The sequence below is a fragment of the Roseibium sp. MMSF_3412 genome, assembly GCF_030733265.1.
Classification (GTDB): domain Bacteria; phylum Pseudomonadota; class Alphaproteobacteria; order Rhizobiales; family Stappiaceae; genus Roseibium.
Map to the genome: position 1 here is coordinate 532,928 of NZ_JASHJI010000001.1, position 14,128 is coordinate 547,055.

General features: G+C 60.3%; 15 protein-coding genes and 1 riboswitch. Of the genes, 8 read left to right on the plus strand and 7 right to left on the minus strand.

The genetic code is table 11. From position 1 onward, the window contains the following. Positions 1 to 229: 229 nt before the first annotated feature. The 4 genes from RBB49_RS02390 (at position 230) to RBB49_RS02405 (ending at position 3,708) form a co-directional block, all read left to right on the plus strand. Positions 230 to 1,243, plus strand: a complete 1,014-nt coding sequence (locus RBB49_RS02390) for an efflux RND transporter periplasmic adaptor subunit (protein WP_306141059.1) — start codon at positions 230 to 232, stop codon at positions 1,241 to 1,243. Next, positions 1,243 to 2,478, plus strand: coding sequence for an ABC transporter permease (locus RBB49_RS02395; protein WP_306141060.1), 1,236 nt, complete (start codon positions 1,243 to 1,245; stop codon positions 2,476 to 2,478). The genes RBB49_RS02390 and RBB49_RS02395 overlap by 1 nt, the downstream gene beginning before the upstream one ends. Then, positions 2,475 to 3,197, plus strand: coding sequence for an ABC transporter ATP-binding protein (locus tag RBB49_RS02400; protein ID WP_306141061.1), 723 nt, complete (start codon positions 2,475 to 2,477; stop codon positions 3,195 to 3,197). Before RBB49_RS02395 ends, RBB49_RS02400 begins: the two co-directional genes overlap by 4 nt. A 58-nt stretch (positions 3,198 to 3,255) precedes the next feature. Continuing rightward, positions 3,256 to 3,379: riboswitch (SAM-I-IV-variant riboswitch) on the plus strand. Positions 3,380 to 3,408: 29 nt separating this feature from the next. Beyond that, positions 3,409 to 3,708 carry a hypothetical protein gene (locus RBB49_RS02405; protein WP_306141062.1) on the plus strand — a complete coding sequence of 100 codons (300 nt, stop codon included), beginning with the start codon at positions 3,409 to 3,411 and terminating at the stop codon, positions 3,706 to 3,708. Positions 3,709 to 3,711: 3 nt separating this feature from the next. On the opposite strand, the gene RBB49_RS02410 is transcribed toward RBB49_RS02405, so the two are convergent. From RBB49_RS02410 to RBB49_RS02420, 3 genes are all read right to left on the minus strand, one after another. Then, complete coding sequence (locus RBB49_RS02410) at positions 3,712 to 4,062, minus strand: acyl-CoA thioesterase (RefSeq protein ID WP_306141351.1); 351 nt, start codon at positions 4,060 to 4,062, stop codon at positions 3,712 to 3,714. 261 nt (positions 4,063 to 4,323) lie between these two features. Then, positions 4,324 to 4,545 (minus strand): hypothetical protein, encoded by a 222-nt coding sequence (locus RBB49_RS02415; RefSeq protein ID WP_306141063.1) that lies wholly within the window; start codon positions 4,543 to 4,545, stop codon positions 4,324 to 4,326. Beyond that, positions 4,536 to 5,039 (minus strand): group III truncated hemoglobin, encoded by a 504-nt coding sequence (locus RBB49_RS02420; protein ID WP_306141064.1) that lies wholly within the window; start codon positions 5,037 to 5,039, stop codon positions 4,536 to 4,538. The genes RBB49_RS02415 and RBB49_RS02420 overlap by 10 nt, the downstream gene beginning before the upstream one ends. A 97-nt stretch (positions 5,040 to 5,136) precedes the next feature. On the opposite strand from RBB49_RS02420, the gene RBB49_RS02425 reads away from it, so the two are divergent. After that, positions 5,137 to 5,559 (plus strand): Rrf2 family transcriptional regulator, encoded by a 423-nt coding sequence (locus tag RBB49_RS02425; RefSeq protein WP_306141065.1) that lies wholly within the window; start codon positions 5,137 to 5,139, stop codon positions 5,557 to 5,559. Positions 5,560 to 5,632: 73 nt separating this feature from the next. Here the strand turns inward: RBB49_RS02425 and RBB49_RS02430 are convergent, their stop codons facing one another. The 4 genes from RBB49_RS02430 to RBB49_RS02445 all read right to left on the minus strand — a co-directional run bounded on the left by RBB49_RS02430 (position 5,633) and on the right by RBB49_RS02445 (position 10,115). Beyond that, positions 5,633 to 6,322, minus strand: coding sequence for a Crp/Fnr family transcriptional regulator (locus RBB49_RS02430; protein ID WP_306141066.1), 690 nt, complete (start codon positions 6,320 to 6,322; stop codon positions 5,633 to 5,635). A gap of 221 nt (positions 6,323 to 6,543) precedes the next feature. Next, positions 6,544 to 7,341, minus strand: a complete 798-nt coding sequence (locus RBB49_RS02435; protein WP_306141067.1) for a ChbG/HpnK family deacetylase — start codon at positions 7,339 to 7,341, stop codon at positions 6,544 to 6,546. Between the two features lie 103 nt (positions 7,342 to 7,444). Beyond that, the gene (locus tag RBB49_RS02440) at positions 7,445 to 8,935 is read right to left on the minus strand and encodes a glycosyltransferase family 39 protein (RefSeq protein ID WP_306141068.1); all 1,491 of its coding nucleotides are present in this window, start codon (positions 8,933 to 8,935) and stop codon (positions 7,445 to 7,447) included. Between the two features lie 19 nt (positions 8,936 to 8,954). Then, entirely contained in the window at positions 8,955 to 10,115 is a 1,161-nt protein-coding gene (locus RBB49_RS02445; protein WP_306141069.1) for a glycosyltransferase family 2 protein, read from the minus strand. A 384-nt stretch (positions 10,116 to 10,499) separates the two neighbouring features. Between RBB49_RS02445 and hisS the strand changes: the two genes are divergently transcribed. Genes hisS through hisG form a run of 3 tightly spaced genes read left to right on the plus strand, consistent with a single transcriptional unit; the run spans position 10,500 to position 14,098 of the window. After that, positions 10,500 to 11,966, plus strand: coding sequence for a histidine--tRNA ligase (hisS, locus tag RBB49_RS02450; protein ID WP_306141070.1), 1,467 nt, complete (start codon positions 10,500 to 10,502; stop codon positions 11,964 to 11,966). Positions 11,967 to 11,969: 3 nt separating this feature from the next. After that, on the plus strand, positions 11,970 to 13,127 hold the full coding sequence (locus RBB49_RS02455) for an ATP phosphoribosyltransferase regulatory subunit (protein ID WP_306141071.1): 1,158 nt from the start codon (positions 11,970 to 11,972) through the stop codon (positions 13,125 to 13,127). Continuing rightward, entirely contained in the window at positions 13,124 to 14,098 is a 975-nt protein-coding gene (hisG, locus tag RBB49_RS02460) for an ATP phosphoribosyltransferase (RefSeq protein ID WP_306141072.1), read from the plus strand. Before RBB49_RS02455 ends, hisG begins: the two co-directional genes overlap by 4 nt. Positions 14,099 to 14,128 lie beyond the last annotated feature (30 nt).

The following is a 14,128-nucleotide window of genomic DNA, read 5'->3' on the forward strand; positions in this document are numbered from 1 at the left end:
CAGCTGACGCTGCACTTGTCCGGAATGACAAATCTATTCCCAGGATCACCCTTCAAGCCACGCTTTCGGGCAAACCGGGTAGAAGTCGGCCGGAATTGATCCATGACATGGACGCAAAGACTGCCACCTCTAGTGTGATGCCCTTGAAACACGTCACCTTTGGCAGCAATTGCCGGATCGTGTTTCGGACAGGGACGACTGATGTCGTGAAAACACACACGGATGCCTCATGCGTTCAATTCGCCTATCAAGTCTGCTCTTTCTGTTCGTTGCCGGGGTCGCGGCTGCCTATTGGTGGTTCAGCCGCCCGCCAGAGGTCGACGTTGTCCGTCCGCACCGGGGCAGCGCGGCGGAGGTGGTTTACGCGACCGCGGTTGTGGAACCGGTCCGGTGGGCCAAGGTCACGAGCATCATTCGCGAACGGATCATTTCGCTCTGCGGCTGCGAAGGCTCAAAGGTTCTCCAGGGCGACCAGCTTGCCGAGCTGGACAGCGGCGATGCGCGGGCGACGCTCGCGGAACTGGAAGCACGCCGTGAGCTGGCGCAATCTGACCGCGAGCGCGCGCTGCAACTGCTGGACCGGCGCGTCGTCAGCCAGCAGGTTTACGACAAGGCTCAGAACGAAGTGATCCGCATCAACGCCATGATCGCGGCGCAGAAGGAACGGCTCCGGGATTACCTGATCACCGCTCCGATGGATGGCGTCGTGCTCCGTCAGGACGGGTCCGTCGGCGAGGTTGCGGAGCCCGGCGAAATTCTTTTCTGGATCGGCCAGCCGCTGCCGTTGCAGCTGGTTGCGGAAGTGAACGAAGAGGACATTCCGAAAGTCCGCAAGGGCCACAAGGCGCTCATTCGATCCGATGCGTTTCCGAACGAGATGCTCACGGCAACCGTCGCAAGCATCACCCCGAAAGGCGATCCCGTTCTCAAGAATTACCGTGTCTATCTCGAACTTCCCCGCGACACGCCGTTGCGGATCGGGATGACCACGGAAATCAATATCGTGACCACGGAAAAGGATGACGCACTGCTGGTTCCGCTTGCGGCCTTTGACGGCACCACACTTCAGATCCTTGCAGAGGGAGATAGGATCTCGGCGGTGGACGTCAGAATGGGTATTCGCGGGACACGAACAGTCGAGGTGCTGGACGGTGTCGACGAACAAGACCGGGTCGTTTTCCCGTTCCGGGAGGATCTCTCCCAGGGTGAAAAGGTCAGTCCGGTCGACGCAGGAGCCATGTAGTGCTGCTTCTCAGGATCGCTTCAACGCACGTGCGCAACCGCCTGCGGCAGACCATCGTTTCCACCCTGGGCGTTGCGCTCGGCGTCGGCTTTTCGGTCGCCATGGCCAGTCTCATGGAGGGGTCACAGCGAGACTTCATGACGACCCTGATCGAGGCCATTCCGCATGTCGAGATTCTCGACGAAAAACGCAATCCGGCGGAGCAACCTGCAACCGCACTCTATGACGCAGTGGCCTTTCACGGGCTCCGGCCCCTGGAGGATTTGCGCGGGATCCGCAATCCGACCGAGGCAATTGCATCGCTGCGCGAATGGATCGACGGAGACTTCGCCCAACGTTTGAGCGGACAGTCCGTGCTGCGCTACAGCGGACAGGATATCGGCATGACGCTGGTTGGTGTCGTCCCCGGGCGCGAACTGAAGGTTTCCAAGATCAGGGAAGACATGCGCGCCGGCAGTTTCGAAGCGCTCGATGCGACTGCAAATGGCCTGGTGATCGGCCGAAAGGCCGCCGAACGTCTTGGCGCGGAGCTCGGCGATACCGTCACGCTGACCTCGGCGAACGGGATCGCGAAACGCTTCAAGATCGTCGGCCTGTTCCACACGGGCATCACGACCAGCGACGAGGGGCTGGCCTATGCGCCACTCAAGGCGGTTCAGATACTTCTCGAGAAACCGGACATCATCAACAGCATTTCGGTGAGACTTGCCGATATCAACGACGCGACCAGGATCGCCGCGCGCGCCGAGCGTCAGCTGGGTTACAAGGCGGTCTCATGGGAAGAAGCCAACGAAGGCCTCATGGAAGCCTTCGTTGTACGCAACGCGATCATGTACACGGTCGTCGGCGCAATCCTCGTGGTCGCAGGTTTCGGTATCTTCAATATCGTGTCCACGATCGTGCATGAAAAAGCCCGGGACATAGCAATCCTGAAATCGCTCGGCTTTCCCGAAACCGATATCCAGCAGATCTTCGTTCTTGAAGGACTGGTGATCGGTGTTCTCGGAGCGATTGCCGGATGCGGGCTCGGGTTCGGGCTTTCAAGTTATCTCGCCACGGTCAAGTTCGAGGTTACGACCGACATTGAGATGACACGGCTGCCGATCCATTTTTCCTACGTGCACTATGTCCTGGCTTGTCTTCTCGCGCTGTTCTCGTCCGGCATCGCCGGGCTCATACCGGCCAGAAAGGCTGCGAAACTGAACCCGGTGGACATCATCCGGGGGGCGACATGATCGCGGCCCAACCACAAACCGGGACCGATACGAGCCCCCTCCTCCAGACGCGCAAACTCACGCGCATCCTGCCGGCCGTGGTTCCGGTCACGCTGGTTCAGGATGTCGATTTCAGCGTCGGGACGTCCGAGTTCGTCGCCATCACCGGACCTTCGGGATCCGGGAAGTCGTCACTGCTCTACCTGCTTGGCCTGCTCGACAGGCCGACATCCGGCGAAGTCCTGATCGAAGGCTGCGGCACGGCGGACCTTTCCTCGGCCGAGATGGCGTCGATGCGCCTTGCGAAAATCGGTTTCGTGTTTCAGTTCCACTTTCTTCTGCCGGAATTCACGGCGCTTGAAAACATCATGATCCCCATGCAGAAACTCGGCAGACTTTCCGCTCACGCCCAGCTTGAGCACGCGACCGGCCTGCTTGTGGACCTTGGCCTGGAAGACTTCCTTCATCGACGGCCGGCGCAGCTTTCGGGCGGTCAGCGGCAGCGGGTGGCCGTCGCGCGCGCACTCGCAAACTCCCCCGACCTTATCCTGGCGGACGAACCGACCGGCAGTCTCGATTCCGCTGCGACCGAACAGGTCTTCGAGAGCCTGCAGGCGATCGTGGAAACGCAGAAGACGACCGTGGTTGCCGTTACCCACGACATGGATCTCGCCGGGCGCATGCAACGCCGGGTGCATCTGGTGGATGGCCGGATCGACTATGACCGGGTCCAGTCCTGACGCGGGCATCAACTTTTCCTGCGCCGCTTGCCAAGGCTCCTGTCTCATGTCATAACCGCGCCATCATCAAGAGAAGGGCTGGCGCCCTCGCCAACCTGCCAGACCGGGCAAGGTGGTTTCCGCAACAGGGATGCGGTCGTCTGGAACCTCAAAGAGGCCATTCGGCAACGAAGCGGTTTGATTTCATGCGCCAGTCCTCCTCGGGAAACCGATGGAGGATTTTTTGTACCAGGAGCCTATCGCGGGACGCGCGGCAGTTCTCATTGAAGACCATCAGGCGGCGCATTCGTCGCACGCCGACCTGGCTGTGTGGCAACAGGCAGCCGAGAACTGCGTGATGATGCGTATCAGGAGCCTGCGTGTCCTGGGCGGGTTGCCGCGGCACAAGGCGCCGCTGTCACAGGAACAGCGCGTACAGCGTCTGAAAGACCTGCTCAGACTATGGGCGAACGGATGCACCTGCGCGGTCGACGAGGATCTTTTTGCCGATATCCTGAACCGTCAGCGGTGAAGCTCAGTCGGCGTCCTGCTTCGGCACCGGTACCGGGCGCCCGTCATCGTCCACACAGACGAAGGTGAACTGAGCTTCGGTCACTTTCTCGCGGACACCGAAGCGGTGGCGCAGGGCCCAGGCTTCAAGCTTGATCTCCATCGAGGTGTTACCGACACGCACGATGTCCGTATAGACGCACAGGACATCTCCGACATGGACCGGTCTGATGAATTTCATGCCGTCGACGGCGATGGTGACCACCCGGGCCGACGCGCGCTGACCGGCGGCAATTCCGCCTGCAAGGTCCATTTGCGACAGGACCCAGCCGCCGAAAATGTCTCCGGCCGCATTGGTGTCTGCCGGCATGGCCATGGTTCGCAGCGTCAGCTCACCGCTCGGTTTTTCGTTTTCGTCGCTCACGCCGCGCCCCTCCGTTCAATGTGGGCAAAAGACTAACGGCAGCAGGTCAGATCACAAGGGGGTCCTGTCAGATCACAAGCATCAGGATTGCCATGATCCACAGGGGAAGCGGGGCCGCGACCCAGATCAGCAGGATCGGCAGACCACGCGGCATCAGTTTGGTCCAGGTCATTCTGTTTTCCTTCCGGTGCGGTGAATTTCGGATTCAGGTAACTAGCCGAAGACCGGTATTTCCAAAACGGTCAATGCGCCGAGCGCGATGATGCCGGTGACAAAGGCGAGTTTGGCGCTGCCGATAAGAGTGCGCCCGGCAACATCGAGTTTCGGAACCGGCATTTGCCGTGAATCGAGGTACATGGACAAAAGCATGAGCGAGAAAATTGCAAACCAGGCGACCACGAGAACTTCGGCCACAAGAACGATCGCTACCAGCATGATCCACTCCAATCCGATTGTTGCGAGGTGAGTTCCGGCGGCGGAGAGGACCCGGCATGGCCAAACGTGGCAAGCCAGAGACTTTGCGCGATCCGCTCCGCAACCGCTATGATTTCATCGGCCAGTTCAGGCACGAACAGTTCGCGTACGACCGGGCGGAAAACGGACAGCCATTCGCCATAGTCGGAACTGACAACTTCCTTGAGCTTCAGATGCGCCGGGACGGGTTTGCCCTTGTACGCCCCGTTCTTCAGGAGAACGGATTGCCAAAAGGCTTCCATTTTCGGCAGATGTTCTTCCCACTTGCCGTCAAGCCGCGCATTGAAGATGAGACCGAGGCGCGGGTGTTCGCGAATACAGCCGTAAAACGTGTGCACCATCACCTGGATGGCTTCGTCGTCAACAGCTTCGTAACGACGAAGACGATCACCTGTTCTGGCGTCCAGGCGCAGCTTCAACCTGTATTTTTCGGCATGGGACCTCTGCGCGTCCATCACACTCTCCATAACATTCATTTTAAATGCATCTTTTAAATGACACAAACGGACTCTAAAATCAACATCTCAGATGAATGTTTTATGGGACCCAGCCATGCGCCTCAGTCAGGCCAGCGATTTTGCCTTGAGAATACTAATGGCCACCGGCCAGACGGACAGCCCGCAGACCGTCGACGGCCTGAGCACGAAGCTCGGCCTGGCCAAGTCGCATGTCATGAAAATCGTCGCCCAGCTCGCGCGGGCCGGCTACCTGGAAACCACCCGCGGGCGCGGCGGCGGTATCCGCCTTGGCCGATCGCCGGAGAACATACGTCTCGGGGATGTGGTCAGGCTGATCGAGCCGGACCTGGGCGTGGTTGCCTGCCTCAAGCCCGAGCCCGCCGTGTGCGCGTTCCTGCCGCGCTGCGCCTTGAAAGGTGCCATGGCAAACGCGGCCGAAGCCTTTCTCGACAGCCTCAACACGCAGACACTTGGAACGATACTGGCAGGAACACAGCAGGTGGCTCCACCCGAGTAAGTTCCAATGCCGTCCGGCTTAACCGGAAAAGGATCCTGCGAGGCGATCAGCGGCCGTGCCGTGCTTCGCGCCGTTACAGCGTCGAGGCCTGTTCCAGGAAGTCCATGTCTTCCAGGCAATAGTAGCCTGAGATCCGGCTGATCGTCCCGGAGCGCTTCCAGTCATTGAGCACGCGGCTGACATTTTCGCGCGCCGCACCGGCCATGTTGGCAATGTCCGCCTGGCTGAGCTTGTAGTGAATGAGCGTCCGCCCGTCGTCCAGCTTCTTGCCAAAGGTTTCAGACAGCTGCAGAAGGGTCTGAGCAACCCTGCCGGGCAGCGGCAGGAAGGATCTCGCTGCGAGAACGTCATTGGCATGGCGCAGGCGCTTGCCGACGATCGACAGCATATGCCGGTAAACGGCAGGGTGTTCGTCGGAAAAGCGCTGGAAGGCCGCCTTGTCGATAAAGGCCAGGTTCGCTTCCTTGAGGGCGCTGACGGTTGCGGACCGCGGACGGCCGTCGAGAAGTGCCAGTTCGCCGACAAGATCGCCCGGCCCCAGAACCGCCAGTAGCTGCTCATCGCCTTCCACGGACAGGAGCGACACTTTCAAAGACCCTTCCAGAACGGCGTAGCATCCATTTCCGGGGTCTCCGTTTTCGAAAAGAATCGTGCCGGCTGCCAGTTTCATCGGCCTGGCGAGACGGGACAGCCCGACGGCAAGTTCCGGCTCCAGCCCTTCCAGGGAGAAGCTGTTCTTCAAAAAGTCTTTTATTTCTGCCACACCTGCCCCCTGCCAAGGATCTTCACGACACAAAAATTTTAAGGCCACGCGCAATCCTGTGATTTCCATCACGTGCGTTCAAGAAAAAAATACCTATATCAGAGTCATGGAAGAGGGGTCGCCCCTCCCCCCTTCCTGACCTCCACGAAAAACGGCTCTGTTCCCCGCAGAGCCGTTTTTTCGTTCAAACGGTTAAAAAACCGCAGGAAGTCAGGCGTTTCTCAGCGCAGAAAGATGTTCTTGCGATCGAGGGTCTGAAAAAAACGATCGCTCTTCAGGACGTCGTACTGACATTCACGCACCGCAATTTTTTTCCTTGGTTCCTCGCGCATCAACCGGTCGTCCGACTTACCGGGAATGGAAGCGACGAAACTCCGGTCGCTCATGCCATCGAAATGATTGAGCAGAAGTTGCTGTAGTTCTTCAGAATCGGCGGTCGGTGGAAGCGGTTCGGAACTGGGCAGGACCTGCAGCCCGTAAGTCTTGGCCAGCCGCGCCAGGCGCAGTGTTTTCAGGCCCGGCTGCAGGGGCGAAATGACCAGTGGCGGCTTTTCGAAATCGGCTCGTTCCACGGCTTTGAAGACGATCCGTGCAAGGGATGTCCGCGTCAGAAGACCTTCGCGCACAGCCACGAAATCGGGCGGTCTTTGCATCAGCACGCTATAGCGCGCCAGTTGGGCGACCGCTTCATCCATCAGGAGTTCGTCCGGCAGAAGCCGGAAGAACGCGCGCCTGTTCAACTTTTCGCGTGTGAACATCCGCCCGCCGTAGATCTCCTGCATGCGCGAACTGACCGGGATCACCCGGTCGCCACTGAAGGCAAGCGTGATCCCGAACAGCGTCTGCTGCCCGACTTTTTCGGCGATTTCCTGAAGCGGCCGGAATTCCCGTGGCCAGAGTTCGGTGGCAACCAGAGCGCCGAGCGCGCTCAACCGCCCGTTTTCGGCAAGATCGCGCAACGCGCGATCAACGCCGAAAGCGAGACCATAATCCAGTGCACCGAGTGTAATTCGCTTCATCTAGTCAGACAGGCAGGTGAATCGGAGTTCTGTCTCTTTCCCTGCGGCATTCGTGCAGGCAATGCAAGCCTCAACACCGGCTGAAAGGCCCGATTTCTTCCGATCACTGGACCGAAAGAGGCTCGAAGACCGGGCCTTTCAGTCCTTCGACCCTGTAGACAACAAGCTTTTCCAGTGGAACGCCTTTGACCTTGCGTTCAAGGACGGCAAGCTCCTCGACCGTGTCGAAGGCGCGTTCAAGATCCCCTGCCTTGTTGCGGCGTTTTTCGGTGATGTAGAGGCCTGGTTTCCGAAACAGCGTTTCATCCGTGGCCGGCATCATGATGTAGCGGATCCGTTCCGTTGTCTGGAAGACAGGCAACCGGTCCTTCATCAGATAATCGGCCTGTCCGTTGAGCCCGTAGCTGCTGGTCAGCAGGAAGGCGGCCTGTTCCCTGTCGGCGAGTTCCGCTAACGCATCGCCGATCTCCTGCCAGCCGCGCAGCTGGAAGGTCGGGTCCTTGCGGGCAAGCTGCCCCGTGACCGGATAGACCGCATGGAACTGGACCACAACGGCGACCAGCACACCGACGGCAACGCCCGCAACCGCCACCTTGCGCCAGATTTCCTTTTGACCCTTCAGCGAAACGACGAAGACCGCTGCCATGATGGCGAATGCGGGAAAGAGCGGGGCCGGCCAGTTGGCCTGAACGCGCGAGTGAAGCGCGTGATAGCAAAGGTATGCCAGGAACGGCAGCGTGGTCAGCAAAACCAGGGATGCCGCGCCGTCCCGCGCCCGGAAAGCCTTGTAGAGGATTACTGCGCCGCCGGCGGCCAGAAGCGCGATCAGAGGGTTCAACAGGCCGACAAAAGCACCCAGAAACTCGAAGATGTATTTTGCCGTGAAGCCACTGCTGCCGGCGCGGCCGAACTGTTTGTAGAAGCTCACCCATTCATGCAAGTGGTTCCAGTAAAGCACCGGCGAGAAACACAGGAGCGCCAGCGCGCCACCTGCCCAGAGCTGCCAGGTCATCCACCAGCGCCGGGCGTCCGGAACCCACACAAGCCAGAGCAAGATCCCCGCACCAAGAAACAGCAGCGAGTATTTGGAGAGAAGGCCAAGACCGGCCATCAGACCGACCACGAGCCACCAGTTCGGGTTCTTCGATACGGTCAATTCGGCCAGGGCCCAGAAGGTCAGTCCCCAGAAGACAACGGACGGTGCATCCGGTGTCGCCAGTATTCCGCCGATCCCGATCATCAGGCTGGTATTGAGAAACAGAACGGCCCAACCGGCGGTCCGCGCATCGAAAAGGATCGTTGCGGTGCGCCAGAGCGCAAGGGAGCCGATCACACCGGAAAAGACAACAAGTGCGCGCAAACCGAAAACAGTATCGCCGAAGACGGCCTGACCCAGCGTAATCCACCAACCGATCATCGGCGGGTGATCGTAGTAGCTCAGGGCCGGATAGAGACCCCAGATCCGGTAATAGGCTTCATCCTCGACAATATAGGCATTGGCCGCCGCGAAGAGCTTCAGCGCGGTCAGAAGACCGACAACAACGACAAGCCCGGGTGGCCGAAGCCAGAACGGCAGATCTGAAGTCTTTGACACGACGGTTTGAGCCTGCTTCTCAGGAACGACGCCAGGTGAGTGCCGAGCTGGCGGCGTAGTTCCAAACCGCTCCCATGACCGCACCGGCCGTTCCGGCGACCCACCAATAGGCCGGGTCCGCATAGATCAGGTTCGCGACGCCGACATTCGCCAGCACGCCGACGGAACAGACCGCGTAGAACGTCACAAGACCGATCAGCGCGCGGAAACCACGCAAGCGCCGGTCCCGGTAGGTCAGCTGATTGTTCAGGAAGAAGTTGGACGTCATGGCAACGAAAGACGCGGCGGTCTGTGCAAGATTGAACTCCATCCCGCCCAGCAGGAAGAACCGCAAGGCGACCAGGTGAACGAACAGCCCGCTGGCGCCGACAAGTCCGAACATCAGGAAGCGTACCGACACGATATCGCCGAAATACTTGGCCAGCAGGAGGCCGAAATAGTCCAGCGTCACAAGCGTGTCGAGCTTGCTTTCGCCGTGCTGGCGTTCGCGGAACGTGAACGGGAGTTCTTTGATTTTCAGCGACCCGTTGGCGCTGGAGACCAGATCGAGCAGGATCTTGAAGCCTTGCGGCGACAGGCGCGGCGCCAGGGCCTCCGCCTTCTCCCGGCGCACCATGAAAAAGCCGCTCATGGGATCGCTCAAGGTGACATTCAGGAGTTTCTGCGCCAGGCCGTTGGCGATGTTCGAGCCCCATGCGCGAATTTTGGAAAGCCCCTCGCCGACCGTTCCACCCTCGACCTTCCGGCTCGCCACGACGAGATCTGTCCCGTCAGACTTGATGGCTTCGAGCATCTTGGGCAACAGGGTTTCATCATGTTGCAGATCGGCGTCCATGACGGCGACGAAAGGCGCGGAAGATGATAGGATACCTTCGATGCAGGCACCGGATAGCCCCCTGCGGCCGATGCGCCGGATGACCCTGACCCGGGGGTCGGCAGCTGCCAGCGACCGCGCGACTTCCGTGGTTCCATCGGGCGAATTGTCGTCAACGACAATCGCCTCCCAGGCAATTCCGGCAAGGGCCTTGTCGAGCAGCTCTATGAGCGGCGGAATGTTCTCGGCTTCATTGAAGCTGGGCAGAACAACGCTCAGCTCGGCAACCCGCGCAGCCGAAGCCTGCCGGGCTTCGTCCCAACCCGCTTCATCCGTGCCGTGTGCAATACTGGCTGCGCTGTCCATGTTTCAACCTTGTTGCCCGATCAGGCTTCACCTTGGGAACCGTGAGGGCATCGCCTATTTCCGAATTTGCGCGGACCATAGCCCGGCAAGCGTTAAATACAAGCAAAGAGATGACGCATCCCGGTAACGTCCCGACTTTCCGCACCTGTTTGAGGACGCCCGGCACGTTCGACCGCCTTTTGACGGGCAAGTGTGATGCAAAGATGGCTGACAGGAAACTTCGAAGGTCCTGATCCGCCGATCGGCATCGCTGCGTCCGGCCGCATGTGTGCTCCGCCTTGCCCTCACCTGCCGTTTCGTCTAGGACAACCGCAACTTATATGAGGCTGGCATCCGCTCTTGCGTCTGGTGCCGGCCGGGAACTCGCCGGGATCTGACGACTTCATGGCCAAAAAACCGAACAAACTGAAGGCCCGCCTGCCGCGGGGCTTTGTCGACCGCTCTGCCGACGACATCCGGGCAACGGATGAAATGATCGGCAAAATCCGCGCGGTCTACGAGCAATACGGCTTCGACCCCGTCGAAACACCTGCCTTCGAATATACTGACTGTCTCGGCAAATTCCTGCCGGATACCGACCGGCCGAATGCCGGGGTGTTCTCGGTGCAGGACGATGACGAGCAATGGATGAGCCTGCGCTACGATCTGACCGCGCCGCTTGCCCGCCATGTCTCGGAAAACATCAACGAAATCCAGCTTCCCTACCGCACCTATCGCGCCGGCTGGGTGTTCCGGAACGAAAAACCCGGTCCGGGCCGGTTCCGCCAGTTCATGCAGTTCGATGCCGATACCGTTGGTGCTCCGGGCGTCCAGGCGGATGCGGAAATGTGCATGATGATGGCCGACACGATGGAAGCCCTCGGCATTCCGCGTGGCCAATACGTCATCCGGGTCAACAACCGGAAGGTTCTCGACGGCGTGCTGGAAAGCATCGGTCTGGGCGGCGAGGAAAATGACGAACGCCGCCTCACCGTCCTGCGCGCGATCGACAAGCTCGACAAGTTCGGCATTGAAGGTGTCCGTCTCCTGCTCGGCGAGGGCCGCAAGGATGACAGCGGCGACTTCACGAAGGGCGCGGGTCTGGAAGCCTCCGCCATCGACACGATCGCCGACTTTGTTGCCGGCACCGGATCCCTGGAAAACGAGGGCATAGCGGAACTGAACACGATGGCCGGGATGTTCAAGGCCTGCGGCTATGGTGACGATCGGATCAAGATCGATCCGTCCGTCGTGCGCGGCCTCGAATATTACACCGGGCCTGTCTACGAGGCCGAACTGCTGTTCGACGTCACCAACGAAAAGGGCGACGTCGTCCAGTTTGGTTCTGTCGGTGGCGGCGGGCGCTATGACGGTCTGGTCAAGCGTTTCACCGGACGCGATGTTCCTGCGACGGGTTTCTCGATCGGTGTCTCGCGCCTGATGACCGCCCTGAAGAACCTCGGCAAACTCGGTTCATCCGACGTTGTTGCGCCTGTGCTGGTCACGGTGATGGACGGAGATGTCGACGCGCTCGGGCGCTACCAGAAAATGGTTCAGGACTTGCGCAGCGCCGGTATCCGAGCGGAAATGTACCAGGGCAATTGGAAGAAATTCGGCAACCAGCTGAAATATGCCGACCGGCGCAACTGCCCGGTCGCGATCATTCAGGGATCGGACGAGCGCGAAACCGGTGAACTGCAGGTCAAGGACCTGATCGAGGGCAAGCGGCTTTCCGAAGAGATCACCGACAACATCACCTGGCGCGAAAGCCGTCCGGCCCAGATCACGATCAGGGAAGCGGATCTTATTGAGACCGTGCGCGACATTCTGGACGGTCAGGCCGACGACCGCAGGCGTCAAAGCGAGGGCTGAAACATGACGGCGGCTCAGATACCCGGGCTGGACCCGAGCAGGATTGAAGCGGTTCTGGAGCTTTTCAGGGACGCGGGACATGCATTCGTCAGCCCGCCGATCCTCCAGCCCGCAGATGTCTTTCTCGACCTGACGGGCGAAGATATCCGGCGGCGTCTTTACCTGACCCACGGCAGCGACGGCACCGATCTCTGCCTGCGCCCGGATTTCACCATTCCCGTGTGCCGTCATCATGTCTCTTCCGGCGGATCAAGTCTCCCGGCCGCCTATTGCTACAACGGGCCGGTGTTCCGCCAGCGCCCGGACGGTCTCGGCGAGATTCCGCAGCTGGGTGCGGAAAGCCTGGGACGTACAGATATTGCGGAAGCGGACGCGGATCTCCTTGCGCTTTCCGTGCGCGCACTGGAAACGTTCGGCGTCGAACAGGCAAACATCCGCATCGGAGATGAAACACTGTTCGCGGCCGTTTTGACCGAACTCGGCCTGCCGAGCGTCTGGCAGCGGCGTCTGCGCGATCTCTTCGGAGAAACCGACAAGCTGATGGCAGCCATCGACCGTATGGCCGGGGCCAACAGCGCTGACGACGACAGCCGCGCCGTCCGGCTCGGTTTCCTTTCCGCGCTCGAAGGCGCCGACCCGGAAGCGGCCCATGCAGTCGTCGAGGACCTTCTCTCGATCGCCGGGATTTCGGCCGTCGGCGGACGGACACCGAGCGAAATTGCCGACCGGTTCCTTGAACAGGCGGCGCTGACAAGTGCCGGCAAAGGCCACGAGAAGGCGGCGGCATCGCTTCGCGCCTATCTGGCCCTGAAAGCGGACGGAGCCAACTCTGTTGCCTGCCTGCGCACCTTCAGTTCCACTCACGGCCTCGATCTTGCCGCCCCGATCACAGCTTTCGAGCAACGTCTTGCCGCGCTGGATGCCAAGGGGATCGCGCCTGCGACCCTGTCGTTCGCGGCAGAGTTCGGCCGCCGTCTCGACTATTACTCGGGCTTCGTCTTCGAGATTCATTCTGCTGCCGGAGAGACAGCGGGGCCGCTCGTCGGCGGTGGGCGGTATGACAGGTTGCTCACGCTTCTGGGTGCCGGTGCGAATGTGCCGGGAACAGGGTTTTCCATGTGGCTCGACCGCATCGCGGCCAATATCGGGACTGTCTCATGAGCAAGCTGATCATCGCCATACCGTCCAAGGGCCGCCTCCAGGAAAACACGCACGCGTTCTTCGGTCGGGCCGGATTGCAGGTTCTCCAGCCAGGTGGTGCCCGGAACTATCGCGGTGCGATCAGGGGATTGCCAAGCGTCGAAATCGCCTTCCTGTCCGCCTCGGAAATTGCACGGGAACTTGCCGACGGTTCGGTACATTTCGGCGTTACAGGTCTCGATCTGGTTGAGGAAAACATCGCGGACCCGGCCGGAACGGTTCATGTGGTCACCCCGCTTGGCTTCGGCCCGGCAGATGTCGTTGTCGCCGTTCCGAAAGCCTGGATCGACGTGGAAACAATGTCCGATCTCGGCGATGTCGCCTCCGATTTCCGCGGCCGCCACGGCCGCCGTCTGCGTGTCGCCACCAAATACGTCAATCTCACGCGGAGCTTTTTCGCTGGCCACGGGATCGCCGACTACCGGATCGTTGAAAGCGCCGGGGCAACGGAAGGGGCACCTGCTGCCGGTGCCGCCGAGCTCATCGTCGATATCACGACAACGGGATCGACGCTTCACGCCAACAATCTCAAGATCCTGACCGATGGCGTGATGCTGAAAAGCCAGGCCAATCTCGTGGCATCGCTCAACGCTGACTGGTCGGCAACCGCGCTCGATGGCGCGCGGGCCATTCTTGACCGGGTGGCGGCGGAGGAAGCAGCCCGCAATGTCAAACTGGTCAAGGCGGTTGTCGATGACCGGACCCAGGCATTGCGTTCGGTCAGCAAGGTCGGTGCGATCCAGCGCTTTTCGGAAAGCGACAATCTCAACCGGGTCAATGTGCTCTGCCCCGCAGATGCAGTTGCCGACTGCGCCAAGCTTCTGATCGAGGAAGGTGCGGAAACGGTCACGGTCGAAACGCTGGACTATGTTTTCTCAAGGGAAAATCCACTATTCGCGCCACTCAGGCAAAAGGTCGCTGGTGAAGACTGAAACATGGCCTGACGCGGGGCCACCCGGCTG